Genomic DNA, 17,438 nt, shown 5'->3' with positions numbered 1-17,438 from the left:
GCAAGCCTGTGAGTAGCGGTGTCACACCTTTGCGCAACGCAAGGAAAACGACACGCATGAAAAGAATGCTAATCAACGCAACCCAACCTGAAGAGTTGCGTGTTGCCCTGGTCGACGGCCAGTGGCTCTATGATTTAGATATTGAGAACCGAACCCGCCAGCAGAAAAAAGCGAACATCTACAAAGGTAAGATTACCCGCGTAGAACCCTCCCTCGAAGCTGCATTCGTCGACTACGGCGAAGAGCGCCACGGGTTTCTCCCCCTGAAAGAAATCTCTCGCGAGTACTTCCTCAAGCAGCCCAAAGACATCGAAGGCCGCATCAAAATCAAAGATGTTGTCAAAGAAGGCATGGAAGTTATCGTCCAGGTGGACAAAGAAGAGCGCGGCAACAAAGGCGCTGCCCTCACCACCTTTGTCAGCCTCGCCGGCCGCTACTTGGTGTTAATGCCCAACAATCCTCGTGCCGGCGGTATCTCCCGCCGCATTGAAGGTGATGAGCGCTCCGAGCTCCGCGATGCACTGGCCAGTGTAGATGTCCCTTCAGGTATGGGCATCATCGTGCGCACCGCCGGCGTTGGCCGCAGTGGTGACGAGCTGCAATGGGACCTCAACTACCTGCTGCAACTTTGGAATGCCATCAAGGAAGAAGCTGATACCTCCAAGGCGCCACACTTCCTGTTCCAGGAAAGCAACGTCATCATCCGCGCCATCCGCGACTACATGCGCGATGATATCGGCGAAGTTATTGTCGACGACAAAGGTGCCTTTGAGCTGGCCGCAGAGTTTGCCCGCCAGGTAATGCCCCACTACGCCAATAAGGTAAAGTACTACGAAGACGCCATCCCGCTGTTCAATCGCTATCAAATTGAAAGCCAGATTGAGACAGCGTTCGAGCGCGAAGTGAAGCTCCCCTCCGGAGGCTCCATCGTTATCGATGTGACCGAGGCTCTGGTGTCTATCGATATCAACTCCTCCCGCGCAACCAAGGGCGGCGATATCGAAGAGACCGCGCGCAATATCAACCTGGAAGCCGCCGATGAAATCGCTCGCCAACTGCGCCTGCGCGATATGGGCGGACTGGTTGTAATCGACTTTATCGACATGCAGAGCAAGTCCAACCAGCGCGAAGTTGAAAAGCGCATGGAGAAGGCCCTCAGCATGGACCGCGCCCGCGTTCAGGTTGGCCGCATCTCCCGCTTCGGACTTTTGGAAATGTCCCGCCAGCGCCTGCGCCCATCCCTGGGTGAAACCACCTTCCGCGTCTGCCCCCGCTGTAGCGGTCAAGGCACTATTCGCGGCACCAAGTCTCTGGCCCTCTCCATTCTCCGCCTGGTAGAAGAGGAAGCGAAGAAAGAGCGCAGCGCCGAGATCCGCGCAATCACCCCGGTGAATGTCGCAACCTACCTGCTGAACGAAAAGCGTAAAACGATCTCCCAGATCGAGTCCCGCAATTCCACTCGCGTAGTAGTTGTGCCCAGCGCAGAAATGGAAACGCCGCACTTTGAAGTTCAGCGCCTGCGTGACGATGACACTGCAACCCTGGAAACCTCCTACAAGATTTCTGGCACTGCCGAAGAGACAGTGACCAAGAAAGAGGAAAAGCCACAGCGTCCAGCTCCAGTGCAAGCGGCCGTGCAGCAAATTGCCCACACCGCTCCAGCACCCACTCCGGAGAAAAAGGAAGAGCCTGGACTCTTCAGCCGATTGATTAGCGCTATCGCCTCCTTCTTCACCGCAGAAGAGGAAGAGCCGAAGAAGCATCAAAAGTCCAAAGGCCGTGGCAAGGACTACCAGCAGCGCAACCGCAATCGCAACCAGCGCGGAAATCGCAACAACCGCAGTGGCCGCCCCGCGCGCCGCAAGGATGATCGCCGCGAGGACAATAAGCGCGACGACCAACGCGAAGATAAGCGCAGCGCCAAGCTGGACGAGCATGACAGCGCCTCTGATCGCCAGGGTGAAGGTCAGCGCAGACGTCGCCGTCGCCGCAACGACAACCGCCGCAGCGACAACCGCACTCAAGCTGCTGAAACCCAAAATACCGTTGATACCAACGAACAGGCTGGAGACACTTCCGATCAGCAACGCCCAGCACGTCGCCCGAGCAATGTGCGCGGCCGCCCTCAAGCGCGCCGTCGCGGCGGACGCCGCAGTGAGAACACCGCAGCAACCGCGGTAGCTCACAGCCAGGAAGAGCTGAATCGCGAAGTTCACGAAGCCATCGACGAAGCTGAAAGCGAAGCCCGCAAGACCAAGGAAGTCGCAAAAGAGACTCGTACCGAGGCGCCCAAGCCCAAGGCGAAAGACTCTCACAAGGCTCAGAGAGCTCCCAAGCAAGCAGCTCAGCCCGCCATCACAATGCCGGTGCGCACTGCTCACGAGGAAAAGTCTGAAGCACGAGAGACCCAGAAGCCTGCAGCTCAACCGCAAAGCGCCCCGCAGGCAGCCAAAGCAGCCGCCTCCGAGCAACAACAGCAGCCTACTCAGCCCAAGCCCAAAGCTACCCCGGTAGAAAAAGCAGCTGCGCCAGCTGCCGAGCCGGCCAAGCCTGTAGAGCAAGCGCCAGAACAAAAAGCCACCACGGCAGAAGTTCCGGCTGCCCCCAAAGCTGAAACCACTCCTGCCAAGCCAGAAGTAGAAGCAGCAGAGGAAATCGTGCTTGAAGAAGCACAAGCTGCAGCTGAAGCTTTACAGGAACAGGCAGGCACCAGCGAGCCGGAAGTTCAGGAAGAAATTGTTGCCGCCGAGCAGGCAGCTTCCGAAGAGGAACCGACCGCACCTAGCCAGGGACGCGCAGTAAATGATCCGCGCATCAACCCCAAACCACTGGGTGAATTCTCAATTGTTACTGAGCGCCGTGAAGTGGGCTCCCAGCAGCCGCTGGATACCGCACAGCCGGCAGCGATTGAGCACAATCCACGCGCCCTAGCCCGCCCGGCCAACGACCCGCGTATCAGCCGCAAGGCCGTGGAAGTTGATGCCAACGCAGATATCGATCGCGACTCTGCAGAAGCGAGCTAAGCGATAGCTGCCAAGCCGCCCCAGCCAATGGCCGGGGCGGCCTTATCAACCTGACAGTAAGCCTTGAGCTGGTCAATAAATCACCTAACTTATTGAACTATATAAAAAAAATCAAAATGGCGCTTGTACATCCCGAGAAGCTATGTATAATGCGCAGCACAATTTGGTGGGGTGGCTGAGTGGTCGAAAGCGGCGGTCTTGAAAACCGTTGACTGTAACAGGTCCCAGGGTTCGAATCCCTGCCCCACCGCCATTATTCATACAGAAAGCCCTGATTTTTCAGGGCTTTTTTGTTTCTGCTATTTTTATCCCCCCACTTGTTCCCCCACTTAGCCTTTGCTAGTCCGCAACGTTTCAGATGACGCAAACTCTATACGATACGCGCCAACTGCGGCAGCGCACCAACGTCTTTATCATCCACCCCTTTCCGTGAACATTAGGTCGATTTAGCTCTTTTGCAGGCTCCACGAGAGCCCGCCCATTAACCTTACAAAGACCTCATACGCTTACGCAGCAGCTAGATCGTAATCTCCGGTAGCTGGTCCCACTGAGTCGTATAGGCTGGCGATCGATGCTCCTGCCTCATCTTCCACTTCTTGTCGATACCTTCAGCCCCCAGAAACAAGGTGCCCCGGCCAAACCGTTGATTGATCTGGTCCATGGCCTGCATGGTCTCATCTGATCGTATTGGCTGGCCCGTGGTGAACATGTCGCCCTGGCCCAGTGAGCGGGGGATAAGCTCTACCAGCCCTACCCCCGCTTTCAGGAATCTATGTCCCTGCAGGAACAGCTCTGTAATGGCGCGCTTTACCAGCTGCACTATCAGCCGTGTGTCATCCGTGGGGTATGGGGTTTGCACTACAGTGCTGCGGCTGTAGTAGTGCGGTTCATGGGGTGAGGTATGCAGGAAGACATGGATAGACTTCACCAGGGAATCCTGGGCCCGCAGCTTCTCCGCTGCCCTGCTCGTGTACAAGGTAACGGCCTGCAGTATCGGCTGCAGATCGGTGAGCTTTTCGCCGAATGAGCGTGTGCAATAGATCTGTTTCTTGACTGGTGGCTGCTCTTCCAGGCTTAAGCAACTAATGCCATTTAGCTCTTCTATCGTTCGCTCAATATTTACATTCGTATGACTGCGCAGGATTTTCGGGTTGGCTTGCGCCAGGTCATAGGCTGTCTTGATACCCATGTGCCCGAGTCGCTTTGATAGGCGCCTGCCTACGCCCCACACATCACCCACCTCAGTGCGCCGTTGCAGCCATTGCCATTTTGCGGGGGAGTCCAAGACGCAGACGCCCTCACACTTGGGGATCTTCTTGGCAGCTCTATTTGCCAGCTTAGCCAGGGTTTTACTGGGGGCGATGCCAACGCCCACCGGCATGCGAATATCCCGCCAGAGGGTTTGCCGTATCTGCTGCCCGTAATCCAGCAAGCACTCTTGCAACCCTTGCAGATCCAGAAACATCTCATCGATGCTATAGACCTCAACCTCTGGGCTGTACTGCTTTAGGGTTGTCATTACCCGGTGGGAGATATCGCCGTACAGGGCGTAGTTACTCGAAAAGATCTTTACCCCGTGCTTTCGCAACAGATGCTCGATCTTGAAGAACGGCTGCAAATCGGGAATACCTAACACTTTGGCTTCTTTCGAGCGAGCCACCACGCAACCATCATTATTGGAAAGGACTACCACCGGAAGCCCGCGCAGGTCGGGGCGGAATATCTGTTCGCAGCTGGCATAGCAGCTGTTGCAATCAACCAGTGCCAACATCAGCAGGACCGGTGGTACCGCACGGAAGCCTTGACCACTCCCTCAACAATCAATTCCTGCCCCTCCCAAATGGGAATCGGTGCGTATTTATCATTGGCTGATAGCAGGCGGCCCTGTTGGCGGTCGAGCACCTTGCACGTTAACTGCCCATCGAGGGCAACCACCACCACATCACCGTGTATTGGCGTTAATGATCGGTCGACTACCAGCAGATCCCGGTCAAAGATGCCGAGGTTCTGCATAGAGTCGCCGTTGGCGCGGGCGATGAATGTCGCCGCCGGGCTGGTTATCAGGTGTTGATCCAGGCTCAGCGCTGCTTCTTTGTGGTCATCCGCTGGCGAAGGAAAGCCGCAGCTAACGCCACTGCCGTATAGAGGGGAAAGTTTCATGTGCTCTAGCAATATACTGTATTTTTATACAGTGTAGTGGCGAGCACCCAATAAAGACAAGTAGCCAGTGTGACTCCAGGGCCACACACAGGCCTGCGACCCGCTGCAATTGCTCCATTCGTGCTTTTATAGGCATGCTCAACCCTTTGTAACTGCTAGCCCTATCTCCACCCTGTGTCACCTAACGCCAGATATCTGCACTGCCTTATGACGACAAGTCACCAAGCGCACCTTGATAATTGAGGCCGGATCACTAGGCGATCGCCTGCGCAACGCACGGAAACGGGAGAGGATAACGATTGCACAGCTGGCAAAGTAGCTGGGGCTTGTGTCATCTCAAATTTCGACAATGGAAACAGGCGTACAAAGAATTCCGGCAGACCTGCTGCCGGTTTGGTGTGAGGCGGTTGGGATTACTTTAACGGAGGTGTATGGGGTGGAGAACCTGCACCACTTTGCACAGATTCCATTTCCGCCATTAGTTGCAAGAATGTACTTATCACTCCCGAAAGAGTGGCAGAGACATATCCAGAGAAGCATTGAAAGTATTCACCGCCTCTGGAAAATTCGGCAGATCAATAAGTAAGATTATTAACTACATCAAAGAATAGATCATGCTTTACTTTCTTCATCTTCAGGAGTTGAAGTCCAGACTGAATTCGGGAACATACGCTTCCTAACATCATCCAACTCAATAGTATCCACAATACCAAACCCCTCTCTCATCAAGGGATAAGGGTTTTTAATATCTCCATTACCCACCACATACTCTTTAAGCAAATAGAAAAGCCCCTCCTCTAGATTTGGTATCAAACCACTACTAAGTTCGAAACGACTGGAACCTTCATTTTGGAGGATCAAATATGGCCAAAACATAGCCCAGAACGTTAATATATAATTTGATCCAAAATGAGCTTTTATTATTTCTTCAGAAAAAAAGCCATACTTGATATTGACTAAAATTATTCAAGCCTACCAGCACGCTCTGATAGATACTCCTGCTCCTCAGCGCTCAAACGCTTCACTGCCTCAATAACCCCCAGAATATTATAGCCATTTTCTGGATTTTGAGGGTTTTTAAGTTTATGGCTTTGAGAAAATAATTTTTTGTATATCTCATTCTCGTTTATTTTTTCTTGATGAGGCAGATCTGAAGTTAGCCTAAAAACATAATCAATAGTTCTATTAATTTTCTCCTTCTCAGAAGCCTTTTCAAGATTTTCTACAGCTATATATATTGCAATACAGGCAGAAACAAGCACAGCAACAGGCGACAAAAATCTAGAATAATCAATAGAAAAATTTAATGTTGATGCAGACATAACACCTAAAGCAAAGGCCAAAATTGTTAAAATTACTGTAATCTTGCTTCTTGTCATAATTTAATTCTTCTGCAGCCCCTTCTATAAAGCATACAATTTTTATCAATCATAATACTTTATAGATAAACTAAAATAAGCGCCAATCTTACTTCAACTTAAGAGCACTAACTACATCAATCCATATTTTTTCGCTACAGTCTCAAACTGGCGTTTATAGATTGCCCGAGCGGGCCGATATGGCGGCAACCATTCATCAGGACCCTTGTCGCCCTTACTCTGGTTATTGTCATCATCCACTAGCCAGAGATTGGCTGGGTCTTCGGCGAATACACGGCGTTGCTCGCGAGTCCAGTTAGCACCGCCGTTCTTATGAACCCAGGCTAAAGGGGCTATATGTTCTACATCCAGATCTGAAGCTTGATCAAAAAACTGGCCAGTATAGGGGTCCAACCATAAACCTGACAACGCCGTGCAGGATTTTTCATTGCTAAAGGTGACGGGAGCCAGAGAGAGGCGAATCAGCAGCTCCTGGCGAGTGTTTTGGCAGTCGCCATCCGCATCGGGCCAGCGGGGGAGCCACTGCTGACGATCATAAGCTTCCATTTCAGCTTCGTAGCAACTAGTTAATACAGCTACCAGTACAAACAAAAAAAGTAAACGCATATGAACTTACGCTACAGATGATTGACCTGTTTTAGTGTCCACAGAGAATTTGGATCTAATTTCAGACTCAATACGCTCCTCTGTTTTCCCTTCGATAAAATATGCAGTAGAACTATCATTACTCCTATTGTAATCATCTAGCATCTGTCTTGCTCGAATGGTAAGAGGTGTGGTAGCAACTAATAAGCCGCTTCCTCCTGACTGCCGAACCATGTACAAAAAGCTACGGACCGTCCTAACCCCAACTTTCTTTTGATATGCTTTGGTCTCCACAAAAATATTTTTCCCTTTATGCACAAAAGAAAATTCAGAAGCATAAGTTTCCACTCCAGGTATATAGCTACCTTCACTCCCATCAAGTAACTTCAACCCTCTAAGAACCCTACTCACCAGTGCTTGATATTCATAGCCACTGAGGGACTCAAAACCGCTCACAGAGAGCACTTCCTCTTCATTCTCAGCTAGATCCACTTCTGTTTCAGCATCAATCCACTTCTTTCGAACAACACTCAACAGACCAATAACAGCTATCAATATGAACGGAAGCTCGATTTTCAAAAACTGAGTCAAAGAAAACTTCGACCACCAACTTCCCTCTTCTACCGGCTCCTTTATTTCACTAATAAGCCCTTGAATTTTTAACTTTATTTCACTTCTACGCTCTAACGAAATATATGAATTTTTTGAAAAATCATTGCGTATTAGCAAGAGGGTTTGCTTAACGCTATATGGAAAACTTAGCTTGTAATAGACTTCTTTCTGCTCTATTGCCAACCTAACTTCCTGAATGGTGACATTCTCATTCGCAAAAAATCGCCCACCAACCTCCTGAATCAATTCTTCCTGGGCCAAAGCGGACTTCTGATACATACTCTCCTTGACATGCTCAGGTACATAAAAAAAAACCAAAGTAGAACGTAGCGAAAACACCGAAAACATTAAATATATTCCAGGAGTATTCTAATACCCACTCCCAGGTTTTATTTAAAATATTACCCAATTTATCCTATCCTTGTTTTTGGTTAAGTTGAAAATTATTGTGCTGCACCACTATTGTTACACCTCAATACCATACCGATATATTTGAGCTGCAAATTCAAGTGCATACTTGGGAAACATGTAGGCTAATTTACATTATTATCCCATAGAAGCCCATCCAAAGCCCCCAACATCTGCCCAACCACCCCGGCCAGATCCGTGTTGGTATCCCCAGTGATCTGCGGCAGAGTCGCCGGACGGTTGGCTGCCTGTCAGCCGCTGCTGCCGTTGATATACAGCAGGCCATCCGCCTGATTCAGCGCGACCTTGGCAGGAAAGAATTGCCAGTAGCCGGTGTCTGCCACGTAGCGGGCCAGCTGGCCGTTTTGGTTTGCCCACTCATTGCTACCGGTGGCAACTATGTAGCGGTCGCCATCGTCGGGGGGATCGTTTTGGATGCCCTGCACTTCGATTTGCAGAAGCGCGTAAGTTCATTGTTACAAACACCCCACTCACCATCATCATCCGCATAAACTCGCTCACCGCAGTTAATTGCAACCATACTCACCCACTCGGAATCGCCATCACCGCAATAGAACTGTGCGCAGTCATGCGATTCGCCACTTCACCAGTGCAGTCAGAAACAAGGCCCGCTGCCTCGTCAATCACATTGACCGCCTGCCCTGCATCTGTGGTGAGTGCCTTCGTTGTCACATAGACCCGATCCATCGGGCATCGGTCTGCACGCTGTTCTGATCATCAATCACAGCAATAACGCACTTGAGCACGGCGACGGCTTGAGCTTCGGAGCTTGCGGGCTCAGCCTTTTGCGTGATTGCAGATCGCACAATCGTACCAGTACAGTGGCGGTCGTCGATGATGTAGGCAAATTGCCAAGCCTGGCACTCTGTAAACAATATAAATATAGGAATTTCTTACTAAACTAGTTATCCCTATATGTTTAAACTTTATTCCCAGCTTTTTGAGATCATCTTCCTAAAGATAACTACCGCAATCCAGCCCTATACTTCCCGTGTCACCTCTATTTTACCTAGACAGCCAGACAAGCAGTAGGAACTCTCTAAGGATGAAATCCTGTATTGGTGACTCCACTTCAACTTTAATGACAAAGATTTGAGAGCATTCTCCGCCTAATTAGCTGTTCAGCTGAGTCCCAAATCGATCAACAGTCTGTAACAAAATTAATCGCTTGATTTTTAAGGGATCATCATGAAAGCTTTCACCCCGATAGCGGCAGCTATCTTCTTAGTAATTAGTGGGTATTCATTCGCAAATGGGAATACTGCCATAGTGAACCAGAATGGAAATGGTAATATGGCTAACCCGGACCAAAGTGATCCCGCAACGATGGACAGTTTGATCGCAATCACCCAGGATGGTGATTTCAACGAATCTGCACCGGTACAGGAGAATGCCACTCAAAATGGCACTATTATTCATATTCAAACTGGAAATCTAAATACCGCTCCTGCCTTACTACAAAATAACAGTGTCTCTACCCAGATTACGGCAATTCAGCAGGGCAATCTTAATGAGGTAGGCATGTCGCAAGTTGACTCTCAGTTAAGTACTGTTTTTGTTAACCAAATTGGGGATACCAATAGCTATGGCGGTGCGCAGATAATGTCAGATAGCGATACTATTTCTGTATTGCAATCTGGAGATTCCCAAATTTCCGGTAATACTCAACTCAATACCTCCTTTAACAGTTTTATAGTGAACCAGACAGGAATGGCCAATAGTGCTATTGGTTTCCAATCTAGCGGTACCTCAAATACCTCAGTTATGATCCAGAATGGAACTGCTAATATCGCTGGCATGGCTCAAAACGACGGCGACTTTAATAGCTTACTTATTCAACAAGACGGAGATAGCAATGATGGCATTGTTACACAGTTAAATAATTCAAATAATAATACTGTGAGCGTATTCCAGTCAGGCATGATGAACATGTCGGAAGTTAATCAAGATGCTTCTGATTTTGGCATAGTTGATACCAACCAAACTGGCATGATGAATATGGCACTAACCAATCAGACGGGGATATCCAACTTTGCCAGTCAATCCCAGATTGGCACATCTAATATGCATGAAATCGGTCAGGCAACATCCGGTAATTCTGCAACTGCCCTCCAATCTGGTACTGGCAATATGGGCGTGATTTTTCAATAGCGGATAAGGTTGACGATTCAACACTGTACTCCCTATTAGCAGCTATGGGTGTTTGACTGTTTTTGGGTAAAAGAGATGCTTTTTAAATAGCTATAACGCCTCAAACACAGGCTGGTGACGGAGCGCTTAATTTTTGCATAAAATGGCGAAGCCATGCAAAAATTGAGTGCGCAGTTACCAGTCCTTTTGTGCTTTGACTTGTTAAGAGTTTACTGGGCATAGCAACCCTAGCCGTCATTGTGGCCATTTAGATCTGATGCATATTTTTGCAATAGATTCTCGTAATCGGTGATTTCTTTGTGCGTTGGGACCATAGCAACTGTGGCAACTATTTCAAATGGGTATTCTTCAGAGTCTTCATTGTCGCAGAGCAATACTTGTTGTCTGTTGAAAAGAAGAATCTCTCCAAACTTTAAAGCCTCTTCTTCAGTTGAAAATATAACAGTAAATTCAATATCCCTCTTCTTGGACAGGTCATCACCTTGCTGCACCATATTCCATAGTGCATCACCATTTTCGTTATCTGGGTATGTGGATTTATCTCTAATCATCGATAACTCTTAACGCCTTTGGCATGTGCGGCTGCGCAGCAGACGCCGCATGCCTAAATTTGTTATGTGCATTTGCCAACAGCCTTAATTGAATAGTGTACTGTACCTGCATGACTTGTCTTTTGATAGGCAAAGTTCTGATCCTATTTTTACTTGGCCATGAAAGCTTACCGCCACATGAACTAAGCTGCCGTTAGCTAATTTGACCGAGAGCTTAGGATCATTTCCAGTTTGGCTGCCATCATAGACCTGAGCTTGCGCAACACCCGAAACAAGCTCAGTGCTTTTAGGCAGGCCGACATATTGGAAGAGTACTCCAATGCCTAGTGGTCCATGCGGTTAATTCTGTAACGATTGTTTTGCGCGTTCTACTGAAGCCAGGATTTGACTGGCAGGCTTTGTCCATTTAAATGGTTTTGCAGCTTCAGCATTATGAGCCTTGATGAAGTATTCCAGTTCTGACTTTAGCTCCGAAACGCTCGTGAACACTCCCCTGTATAGCGCTCTACGCTCTAGTTGGGAAAACCATCCCTCTACTGCATTCAACCATGATGAACTGGTAGGAGTAAAATGAAGGTGAATGCGCGGACGTGATTCCACCCAATCTCGAACCTCTTTGGTTTTATGTGCACTGAGGTTATCCAATATTATGTGTGGATCTTTTTTTGAATCCGTACGTCGATCGATCAACTTCAAAAATGATAGGAATTCCTTGCTAGTAGTTCTATTCGCGACCTTTCCAATCACTTTCCCTGTCAGTGTATTGAAGGCGGCAAACAAACTCGCAGTACCATGCCTCTTGTAATCATGAGTCCGACTGCCAATTCGACTCGGATTTAGAGGGAGACCGGGCTGTGTTCGGTCTAAGGCTTGAATTTGTGTTTTCTCATCAACGCTTAGAATAACGGCGTTTTCTGGTGGGTTCATATATAGACCCACAATGTCGATAACCTTTTCAGAAAATTCAGGATCACTGCTGATCTTGAATGTTTTTAGGCGATGGGGGCGTAGATCAGCTGCTTTCCATATCTGCCGAACTTGCCATGGTGTCACTGCTGCGTATTTAGCCATTAGCTCAATACTCCAGTGTGTTGCTTCTTCGGGTATACGCTTTGTTGTTAAAAACAATACACGATCTACAACGTCCTTTTCAATAACAGTTGGCCGCCCAGTACGAGAACGTTCTCGTAGCCCTTCAATACCTTCCTGTTCAAAACGGTTTCGCCAGCGATGAACAGTCTTCGGTGATGTTCGCTGCACGGCAGCTACATCTGTAGGGGTCATTCCTTCGCTGAGCTGAAGAATAATCTTCGCTCGCATAATTTGTCCATGTGGAAGAGTTGTTGACCGGCACCACTTGTTTAGAATAGCCGTGTCACTGTCAGAAATTTGAAAAGATTTAGGTGTGCGCATAATAGATACATTATACGAACAGTCCCCAATTAGTTACATTACTTTCCGCATGGACCACTAGCGTAACCAAGATTGCAAAAAAAATGCCTTTGCGCTCAGAACACCAGAGTTCAAGTGTCGCAAATATGGCTCGTTTATCTCTCATATTCTGGGTACATAACGCCGCGTCTGTGTTTTATACAAATTATTTAAGTCCATTTAAAACCTCTGCTGCTTCAACATAATGGAGCAACTTAGCATATCCTTGCCAAACAGTTTTAACCCCTGGCTCGCCATCGCCTTTACGCCCTAGAAATCCTCCTAGACCTGCCAGCATGCGCGTTATATCTCTCATGCTTGGAGGTATATTCGGCGGGGAACTTTTATCTCGCATCATCCATACCATGCGCCATTCTTTTTCAGAGTAAGCACTCGTACATGGTTCATCAGGAAGACTTTTTGCTTGTGTAGTTATCGAATGTAGTCGCCATCCAATAATCATATAGATCGCAATACAGTTCAACATTCGCTGCTCTGTTCTAAAACGATTACTTTCTATCTGGCATCCGCCTTTTACCACCCAAAATAGGTTTCAATTTCCCACCGGCTTCGATACCACTCAATGATAACTCTCGCCTGCTTATAGCCTTCAACTGGAAGATCAGTTAACAGCATCCACTCAATGCCTTTTTCACCCTCTGGTGGGTTCAATTCTTTAGCCAATACAGCATAGAGAGAAAGTGGTCAATTAGATTTTCCTTTTCCAAGTAGCCGTATCTCGTTAGTGGATACGCTGACTTTGGCTTTTCTTCCAGGTTCTCCATTCCGTTTGGGAATGTCTACCGTGTATAGACCAACAGATTTCTGCTCATTCATATGATCCCAAAGTAAAACCGTTTCTTCTCCATCGAGCTCTAAAGTGCGATTGGCCTTAGCTCGAACAATATAGCTCGCCCGCCGCTGTTCACTTTGTTCTTCAGTCAGCTGAAACCACTCATGAATATCACCCTCTCTATCAGCAATACTCACAATTGTGCTTTCAGGGCAGCGCTCTTGTATCTGACAAGCCGTTTCGTAATGGTCTAGCCAGCGTCGACTCTCCTTATCCTTTATCGACTTTGTATAGCGGGAATTAGAACTTGATTCCTTATCTCTCTGCCACATACTACCTTCAACAACACCCAAATTAATTCTGGATGGTGTTATCGCGATGGAGGTGTGCAAGAGTTGTTGGTTGGTCTCTTTACGCCTAAGTGTTCCCATCTCTTTACTTTCTAGGTCAGTGGCAAAATTTAGAAAGGTAGTATCTTGTGGGATAAGAACAACAGGCTGCGCCTTGATTCTCTCAAGAGTTGCCGATTTATGGCCGCTCATAATAGAGTCAAAATTGACTTTATCATTTTCGATAAAGCGATAAGCCGCAAACGTTTCTGCCCAAGTTTTGTTTGCACAAGGAATGCTATTCTTTGGGTCGGAGCTTAAATTACTGAGAATATTAGACAAGCGCTTATTCAAGCGTGTATCACCCATAATCTGATTTTTTACTTCGTCCATGACCCAGTCCTGCATAATTATCCAGCCAAATCTGTAGTTCTTACTGGGCTAAACTGTAACTTATTGATTTATATAATAAAACTTAAAAAACTTGTGTATAAAACTTAGCGCTTTGCGCACAGGCAGACAAACCAAAGGTTTGGTTGTCCAACCGCGCAGCGGTGATTGTGCCGCAACTTGTTAAGGCCTACAGTAGTCATTCGCACTCCGGAGGCACTATATCTGTGAGTTCTATAATTTCTACCGGTACGATTTCATATTCGTATATCCCGCCATACCCATATCTTCCCTTCTTAGACAGGGCCGCTTTCATCTCAACGTAGAGCGGAGGGTAATAAAGAAGGCCATTCGGCTCATATTTTTTCTTGAATTTATCAACAACACCTCTAGAAACCCAGAGCGATTGACCACCTTCACAGACCCTAAATGCTCTCACTTCAAAGCCGAATTCCAAAATTCCTTTGTAGTGATCTTTCCTAAATGATTGAGCTGCTGAAAAGAACAGCCAAATCAATATGGCAATAACACCAAGACTAACCAAGCTAATTATCGACTTAATGTTGTTCACTTGTGAGCCTTAACGCAAAGCTTTGGGGCGGAGGAGCGACAGCGATGACGTCCCAGCCGCGCTTTTCAGCGGCGACAACAGCGTATTGTTATGTGTTCTTCGCATATTTGCTAAATATTAAAGATGCAATAATAAATGTAGTTGGTATTGATACAGCAAGCCAAGGCCAAACAATTTTGTAATAGCTTATTCCAGAGAACATAAGATACCCATTTGGAAGAAGTACAAGAAACATACCCATGGGCATTGGGGCTAGAAAAACCGCAGCTACAAAACCAAAAGATATTGTTTTTAAGCCTTGTGGCCAATCCTTACTTTTTAGCTTCTTCGCCATGAACCACGTTAAACCAAATAACGGCAACGAGAAAATAGCCCATAGTGGTAGGCGTAAGACTAAATCGTAAATAAAACTAAGAATATTCATTCTTTAATCCTGATTTGGTTTTACACATAACGCCCCGCAGCATAGGCCGGAGGTGCGAAGCACCGGAGGTCCAGCACACGAAGTGTGCGATTGTGCCTGCGTTTGTTAAGTGACTCACATACAGTTACTAAATACGCCACCATACCTCATCACCAGATATACATAGCATTACGTCTTTAAATACACGTTTATCCGACATACGCACCAATCGCAGTTTTAAATTATCAATTGCGACAAAGGTATCTTCTGATTCTTCAGAATCGAATTCTTCGGTTTCTATAAATTTCTGAGCTTTTTCAAAGAGATTACGGTATTCATCAAAAGCCGGAGTTGGAACCAACACACCTATGAACCAAGGCTGATCAAGGTCTATTTGTGTTAAGTCGGCCAACTTTTGGTCTTCTTTGTATAGTTCCCAGATATTCATTTTTCACTTAACGCCGTTAGCATGGGCCGGAGCAAAATGGCGACTTTTTTGGAACAAAAAAGGTGCCAGTTTGCGGAGGTTCAGCACGAAGTGCGAACATGCCAAATTTTGTTAAGTGTTTTTGTTGCACTTTAGCCGCCCCTTGCTGTTGAACTAGGGTTTTCAAGCTCTTCATTTAAAGCTTCAAATATGTCTACCTCGATATCATATTGATCTTTTCCTGAACCGAGCGAAATCGCATTGGCCAAATGTCGCACAGTATCCGCAAGGAACATACCCCAAGCTTTTTCCTCAGAAAAACTACGATCTCGAAATAGTTCAGTATTTATGGTCGTCCACTGACCACCCTCAGCTACGAAAGCGCGAATCATCTCTACCGATTCGTCATCACGCTTTGCAGCAGGCGGTATTTCCAATTCTCTCATATTTAGATTAACTCTCGATTTACACTTAACGCCCAGCATACGGGCGGCCGAAACAGAGCGAAGCGGCGTGTAGGCCGTCCAGCCTGGCGCTTTTTGCCGGGCGTTCGTGCTGCTGCTTGTTAGAGTTTGTGGCACTCATGTTAATTTTTAAATGACAATATTTTGAGACCAAGACAAACCAGCGCTCCAATTAACACGCCTTGCCCAGCAGCTATGATCGGAACTAATGGTACGGCTAAAAGCATATTACCAGGGGCGTCAGGTTGTACCAAAGCAGCAATTAAGAACAGCGGCGTAAAGATAACGGAAACACCCGTAGTCCAACCTTTCCATATTTGTGTGAACATTAATTACACTCGGTTTTATTGGTAGCTCTAACGCCCAAAGCTGCGGGTGCGAAGCATCCGTAGCCTTTGTTTGTTAAATTTAGTTCTCCATACCACCAGAAACATACTCCCGCAGGGCTTCAATCCCAATCCTAAACGGATGATTCTCATCTAATGGTTTAGGTTTTTTTGAGTAGTCTGAATAATTTAAAGCCCTCATTTTTCTCTGCATCCATCCCTCGTTTGTGGTGGGACAGTATGCCGCTGTACGTAACATCGTTTGAAAAATGTATTGACTGGGGATCAAATCAATTACTTCAGAAATATTCTTTGACGTTATGTGTTCTAGAAATCGATCACATGCCTCTCCGTTGGGTATTTCACCGGAGTTATAGGCCTCTAATACTTCTTCATATGTACGATAATTATCCATGGTTTTGCAATTTAACGACCACAGCACGGGCGGCCGGAGCGTAGCGTAGGCCGTCCCGCGAAGGACCGAAGGACCGTAGCAACGTGCCTGTGATTGTTAGCTGCCTTTGCGTAATTGCTCATTATATATTTCCTGTATTTCAGCATGGCCAACTACTCTTGAACCTTCTCGAACCTCTAGATTGGCGCCAGTCTCTAGGCATTTTGGGTATGCCTCTGGCGTGATGAATTTAACAAACGCTTGAGTGCGCCTATTAGGTTCCGCAATCCCTTCATCAATAAACCAATGAATTGTAGTCGTGAGGTAGTCTGCTTTAACCTTGTAATGAGGTCTGTATCCATTCTTTACGATGATATCCTTACCGGAAAAACATACCTGCACAAGGGCATCAGGCTCCCAGTCTGGATTTTCATTTCTATCGAATTTATCAGATATCACTTTTGTCTCTTACAACAGTTAACGCCCGGCTCTGCGGCTGACAAAAGTGGCGCTGCTTTTGCGTCAGCAAAAGGAGTGACGCTTTTGGCAGTCCGACAGCAGCCGCTTGTTAAGCCGTGACCACCTCGATTGTTGTTTCGAAAGTGAATGGCTCATTTGGGGCCACACCCTCATTTTCAAATTCAACGACAACGGAGCCCTTTATTTCATAGCGGCCATTATCAGCTTTAGAAAATACTAACTCTTTTACATCACACCAATTATGAGCACAACCGACATAAACTGAACCCTCGGCTTCTGGATATGACTCGTGTGACAAATTAGCCCCATCCAATTCCGCTGGATTTTCTAAGTTTAACTCGTACCAGTCTAAGACTAATTCAGTTGATAATGGTTGCTCTTCATACTCAAGACCTGAATCAAAAGGTTCAAGAGGTATGGTTATACGATGAAATAGTGTTTTCTGTAATCCGATACTTTCGTTCTCGAACCAGTAGGCCTCAACCTTTCCGCTTTTAGCTTTAGTTTTTCGCTGTAATTCGATTTTATCCATAGCTTCGA

24 protein-coding genes and 1 tRNA gene are annotated in these 17,438 nt (G+C 47.1%); 4 read left to right on the top strand and 21 right to left on the bottom strand.

Annotated elements, in window-relative coordinates; all coding sequences use genetic code 11:
* Positions 1–56: 56 nt before the first annotated feature.
* Entirely contained in the window at positions 57–3,023 is a 2,967-nt protein-coding gene (locus ACJJIS_RS08505) for an Rne/Rng family ribonuclease (RefSeq protein WP_475710008.1), read from the top strand.
* A 165-nt stretch (positions 3,024–3,188) separates the two neighbouring features.
* Positions 3,189–3,276 (top strand) — tRNA-Ser (locus tag ACJJIS_RS08500).
* A 264-nt stretch (positions 3,277–3,540) separates the two neighbouring features.
* Here the strand turns inward: ACJJIS_RS08500 and ACJJIS_RS08495 are convergent.
* Both ACJJIS_RS08495 and ACJJIS_RS08490 read right to left on the bottom strand, forming a co-directional pair.
* Positions 3,541–4,794, bottom strand: a complete 1,254-nt coding sequence (locus tag ACJJIS_RS08495) for a Y-family DNA polymerase (RefSeq protein ID WP_475710007.1) — start codon at positions 4,792–4,794, stop codon at positions 3,541–3,543.
* Positions 4,794–5,183 carry a LexA family protein gene (locus tag ACJJIS_RS08490; RefSeq protein WP_475710006.1) on the bottom strand — a complete coding sequence of 130 codons (390 nt, stop codon included), beginning with the start codon at positions 5,181–5,183 and terminating at the stop codon, positions 4,794–4,796. Before ACJJIS_RS08490 ends, ACJJIS_RS08495 begins: the two co-directional genes overlap by 1 nt.
* Positions 5,184–5,511: 328 nt before the next feature.
* On the opposite strand from ACJJIS_RS08490, the gene ACJJIS_RS08485 reads away from it, so the two are divergent.
* Positions 5,512–5,769, top strand: coding sequence for a helix-turn-helix domain-containing protein (locus ACJJIS_RS08485; protein ID WP_444928113.1), 258 nt, complete (start codon positions 5,512–5,514; stop codon positions 5,767–5,769).
* Between the two features lie 26 nt (positions 5,770–5,795).
* On the opposite strand, the gene ACJJIS_RS08480 is transcribed toward ACJJIS_RS08485, so the two are convergent.
* The 7 genes from ACJJIS_RS08480 to ACJJIS_RS08450 all read right to left on the bottom strand — a co-directional run bounded on the left by ACJJIS_RS08480 (position 5,796) and on the right by ACJJIS_RS08450 (position 9,063).
* A complete protein-coding gene (locus tag ACJJIS_RS08480) occupies positions 5,796–5,996 on the bottom strand; it encodes a hypothetical protein (RefSeq protein ID WP_475710005.1) in 201 nt (66 codons plus the stop codon).
* 149 nt (positions 5,997–6,145) lie between these two features.
* Positions 6,146–6,562: a hypothetical protein gene (locus tag ACJJIS_RS08475; protein ID WP_475710004.1), complete on the bottom strand. Its 417-nt coding sequence runs from the start codon at positions 6,560–6,562 to the stop codon at positions 6,146–6,148.
* A 111-nt stretch (positions 6,563–6,673) separates the two neighbouring features.
* Positions 6,674–7,168, bottom strand: coding sequence for a GmrSD restriction endonuclease domain-containing protein (locus ACJJIS_RS08470; protein WP_475710003.1), 495 nt, complete (start codon positions 7,166–7,168; stop codon positions 6,674–6,676).
* Between the two features lie 6 nt (positions 7,169–7,174).
* A complete protein-coding gene (locus ACJJIS_RS08465; RefSeq protein WP_475710002.1) occupies positions 7,175–8,038 on the bottom strand; it encodes a restriction endonuclease in 864 nt (287 codons plus the stop codon).
* Between the two features lie 380 nt (positions 8,039–8,418).
* Positions 8,419–8,619 carry a DUF2793 domain-containing protein gene (locus tag ACJJIS_RS08460; protein ID WP_444942541.1) on the bottom strand — a complete coding sequence of 67 codons (201 nt, stop codon included), beginning with the start codon at positions 8,617–8,619 and terminating at the stop codon, positions 8,419–8,421.
* Between the two features lie 91 nt (positions 8,620–8,710).
* A complete protein-coding gene (locus tag ACJJIS_RS08455) occupies positions 8,711–8,860 on the bottom strand; it encodes a hypothetical protein (protein ID WP_444933441.1) in 150 nt (49 codons plus the stop codon).
* Positions 8,857–9,063 (bottom strand): hypothetical protein, encoded by a 207-nt coding sequence (locus ACJJIS_RS08450; RefSeq protein WP_444908045.1) that lies wholly within the window; start codon positions 9,061–9,063, stop codon positions 8,857–8,859. Before ACJJIS_RS08450 ends, ACJJIS_RS08455 begins: the two co-directional genes overlap by 4 nt.
* A gap of 313 nt (positions 9,064–9,376) precedes the next feature.
* Between ACJJIS_RS08450 and ACJJIS_RS08445 the strand changes: the two genes are divergently transcribed.
* On the top strand, positions 9,377–10,339 hold the full coding sequence (locus ACJJIS_RS08445; RefSeq protein ID WP_444933442.1) for a hypothetical protein: 963 nt from the start codon (positions 9,377–9,379) through the stop codon (positions 10,337–10,339).
* A gap of 227 nt (positions 10,340–10,566) precedes the next feature.
* Here the strand turns inward: ACJJIS_RS08445 and ACJJIS_RS08440 are convergent, their stop codons facing one another.
* The 12 genes from ACJJIS_RS08440 to ACJJIS_RS08385 form a co-directional block, all read right to left on the bottom strand.
* On the bottom strand, positions 10,567–10,890 hold the full coding sequence (locus ACJJIS_RS08440; protein ID WP_475710001.1) for a ribonuclease E inhibitor RraB: 324 nt from the start codon (positions 10,888–10,890) through the stop codon (positions 10,567–10,569).
* 339 nt (positions 10,891–11,229) lie between these two features.
* Entirely contained in the window at positions 11,230–12,306 is a 1,077-nt protein-coding gene (locus tag ACJJIS_RS08435; RefSeq protein WP_475710344.1) for an IS630 family transposase, read from the bottom strand.
* A gap of 181 nt (positions 12,307–12,487) precedes the next feature.
* A complete protein-coding gene (locus ACJJIS_RS08430; protein ID WP_475710000.1) occupies positions 12,488–12,808 on the bottom strand; it encodes an IS4 family transposase in 321 nt (106 codons plus the stop codon).
* A 218-nt stretch (positions 12,809–13,026) separates the two neighbouring features.
* Positions 13,027–13,851: an IS4 family transposase gene (locus ACJJIS_RS08425; protein ID WP_475709999.1), complete on the bottom strand. Its 825-nt coding sequence runs from the start codon at positions 13,849–13,851 to the stop codon at positions 13,027–13,029.
* A 181-nt stretch (positions 13,852–14,032) separates the two neighbouring features.
* On the bottom strand, positions 14,033–14,404 hold the full coding sequence (locus ACJJIS_RS08420; RefSeq protein ID WP_444935367.1) for a hypothetical protein: 372 nt from the start codon (positions 14,402–14,404) through the stop codon (positions 14,033–14,035).
* An 88-nt stretch (positions 14,405–14,492) separates the two neighbouring features.
* The gene (locus ACJJIS_RS08415; protein WP_475709998.1) at positions 14,493–14,828 is read right to left on the bottom strand and encodes a hypothetical protein; all 336 of its coding nucleotides are present in this window, start codon (positions 14,826–14,828) and stop codon (positions 14,493–14,495) included.
* A 127-nt stretch (positions 14,829–14,955) separates the two neighbouring features.
* Positions 14,956–15,255, bottom strand: a complete 300-nt coding sequence (locus ACJJIS_RS08410; RefSeq protein ID WP_475709997.1) for a hypothetical protein — start codon at positions 15,253–15,255, stop codon at positions 14,956–14,958.
* 131 nt (positions 15,256–15,386) lie between these two features.
* Positions 15,387–15,680, bottom strand: coding sequence for a DUF5076 domain-containing protein (locus tag ACJJIS_RS08405; RefSeq protein WP_475709996.1), 294 nt, complete (start codon positions 15,678–15,680; stop codon positions 15,387–15,389).
* Positions 15,681–15,820: 140 nt separating this feature from the next.
* The gene (locus ACJJIS_RS08400) at positions 15,821–16,027 is read right to left on the bottom strand and encodes a hypothetical protein (protein ID WP_444914640.1); all 207 of its coding nucleotides are present in this window, start codon (positions 16,025–16,027) and stop codon (positions 15,821–15,823) included.
* Positions 16,028–16,106: 79 nt separating this feature from the next.
* On the bottom strand, positions 16,107–16,439 hold the full coding sequence (locus tag ACJJIS_RS08395) for a hypothetical protein (RefSeq protein WP_475709995.1): 333 nt from the start codon (positions 16,437–16,439) through the stop codon (positions 16,107–16,109).
* Between the two features lie 96 nt (positions 16,440–16,535).
* Positions 16,536–16,877: a hypothetical protein gene (locus ACJJIS_RS08390; RefSeq protein WP_475709994.1), complete on the bottom strand. Its 342-nt coding sequence runs from the start codon at positions 16,875–16,877 to the stop codon at positions 16,536–16,538.
* A 109-nt stretch (positions 16,878–16,986) separates the two neighbouring features.
* Positions 16,987–17,430 (bottom strand): hypothetical protein, encoded by a 444-nt coding sequence (locus tag ACJJIS_RS08385; RefSeq protein ID WP_475709993.1) that lies wholly within the window; start codon positions 17,428–17,430, stop codon positions 16,987–16,989.
* Positions 17,431–17,438 lie beyond the last annotated feature (8 nt).

It is taken from the genome of Microbulbifer maximicatervae (SeqCode) (assembly GCF_056231245.1).
Note: the sequence above shows the minus strand (reverse complement) of the source record. Positions and strands in the feature narration are given on the sequence as shown.

Bases quoted from the DNA above. Each gene is read 5' to 3' on its own strand.
- ACJJIS_RS08505 (WP_475710008.1), top strand. From the start codon at position 57: ATGAAAAGAATGCTAATCAACGCAACCCAACCTGAAGAGTTGCGTGTT.
- ACJJIS_RS08495 (WP_475710007.1), bottom strand. From the start codon at position 4,794: ATGTTGGCACTGGTTGATTGCAACAGCTGCTATGCCAGCTGCGAACAG.
- ACJJIS_RS08430 (WP_475710000.1), bottom strand. From the start codon at position 12,808: ATGTTGAACTGTATTGCGATCTATATGATTATTGGATGGCGACTACAT.
- ACJJIS_RS08470 (WP_475710003.1), bottom strand. From the start codon at position 7,168: ATGCGTTTACTTTTTTTGTTTGTACTGGTAGCTGTATTAACTAGTTGC.
- ACJJIS_RS08415 (WP_475709998.1), bottom strand. From the start codon at position 14,828: ATGAATATTCTTAGTTTTATTTACGATTTAGTCTTACGCCTACCACTA.
- ACJJIS_RS08400 (WP_444914640.1), bottom strand. From the start codon at position 16,027: ATGTTCACACAAATATGGAAAGGTTGGACTACGGGTGTTTCCGTTATC.
- ACJJIS_RS08475 (WP_475710004.1), bottom strand. From the start codon at position 6,562: ATGACAAGAAGCAAGATTACAGTAATTTTAACAATTTTGGCCTTTGCT.
- ACJJIS_RS08425 (WP_475709999.1), bottom strand. From the start codon at position 13,851: ATGCAGGACTGGGTCATGGACGAAGTAAAAAATCAGATTATGGGTGAT.
- ACJJIS_RS08490 (WP_475710006.1), bottom strand. From the start codon at position 5,183: ATGAAACTTTCCCCTCTATACGGCAGTGGCGTTAGCTGCGGCTTTCCT.
- ACJJIS_RS08395 (WP_475709995.1), bottom strand. From the start codon at position 16,439: ATGGATAATTATCGTACATATGAAGAAGTATTAGAGGCCTATAACTCC.
- ACJJIS_RS08440 (WP_475710001.1), bottom strand. From the start codon at position 10,890: ATGATTAGAGATAAATCCACATACCCAGATAACGAAAATGGTGATGCA.
- ACJJIS_RS08410 (WP_475709997.1), bottom strand. From the start codon at position 15,255: ATGAATATCTGGGAACTATACAAAGAAGACCAAAAGTTGGCCGACTTA.
- ACJJIS_RS08385 (WP_475709993.1), bottom strand. From the start codon at position 17,430: ATGGATAAAATCGAATTACAGCGAAAAACTAAAGCTAAAAGCGGAAAG.
- ACJJIS_RS08405 (WP_475709996.1), bottom strand. From the start codon at position 15,680: ATGAGAGAATTGGAAATACCGCCTGCTGCAAAGCGTGATGACGAATCG.
- ACJJIS_RS08465 (WP_475710002.1), bottom strand. From the start codon at position 8,038: ATGTATCAGAAGTCCGCTTTGGCCCAGGAAGAATTGATTCAGGAGGTT.
- ACJJIS_RS08445 (WP_444933442.1), top strand. From the start codon at position 9,377: ATGAAAGCTTTCACCCCGATAGCGGCAGCTATCTTCTTAGTAATTAGT.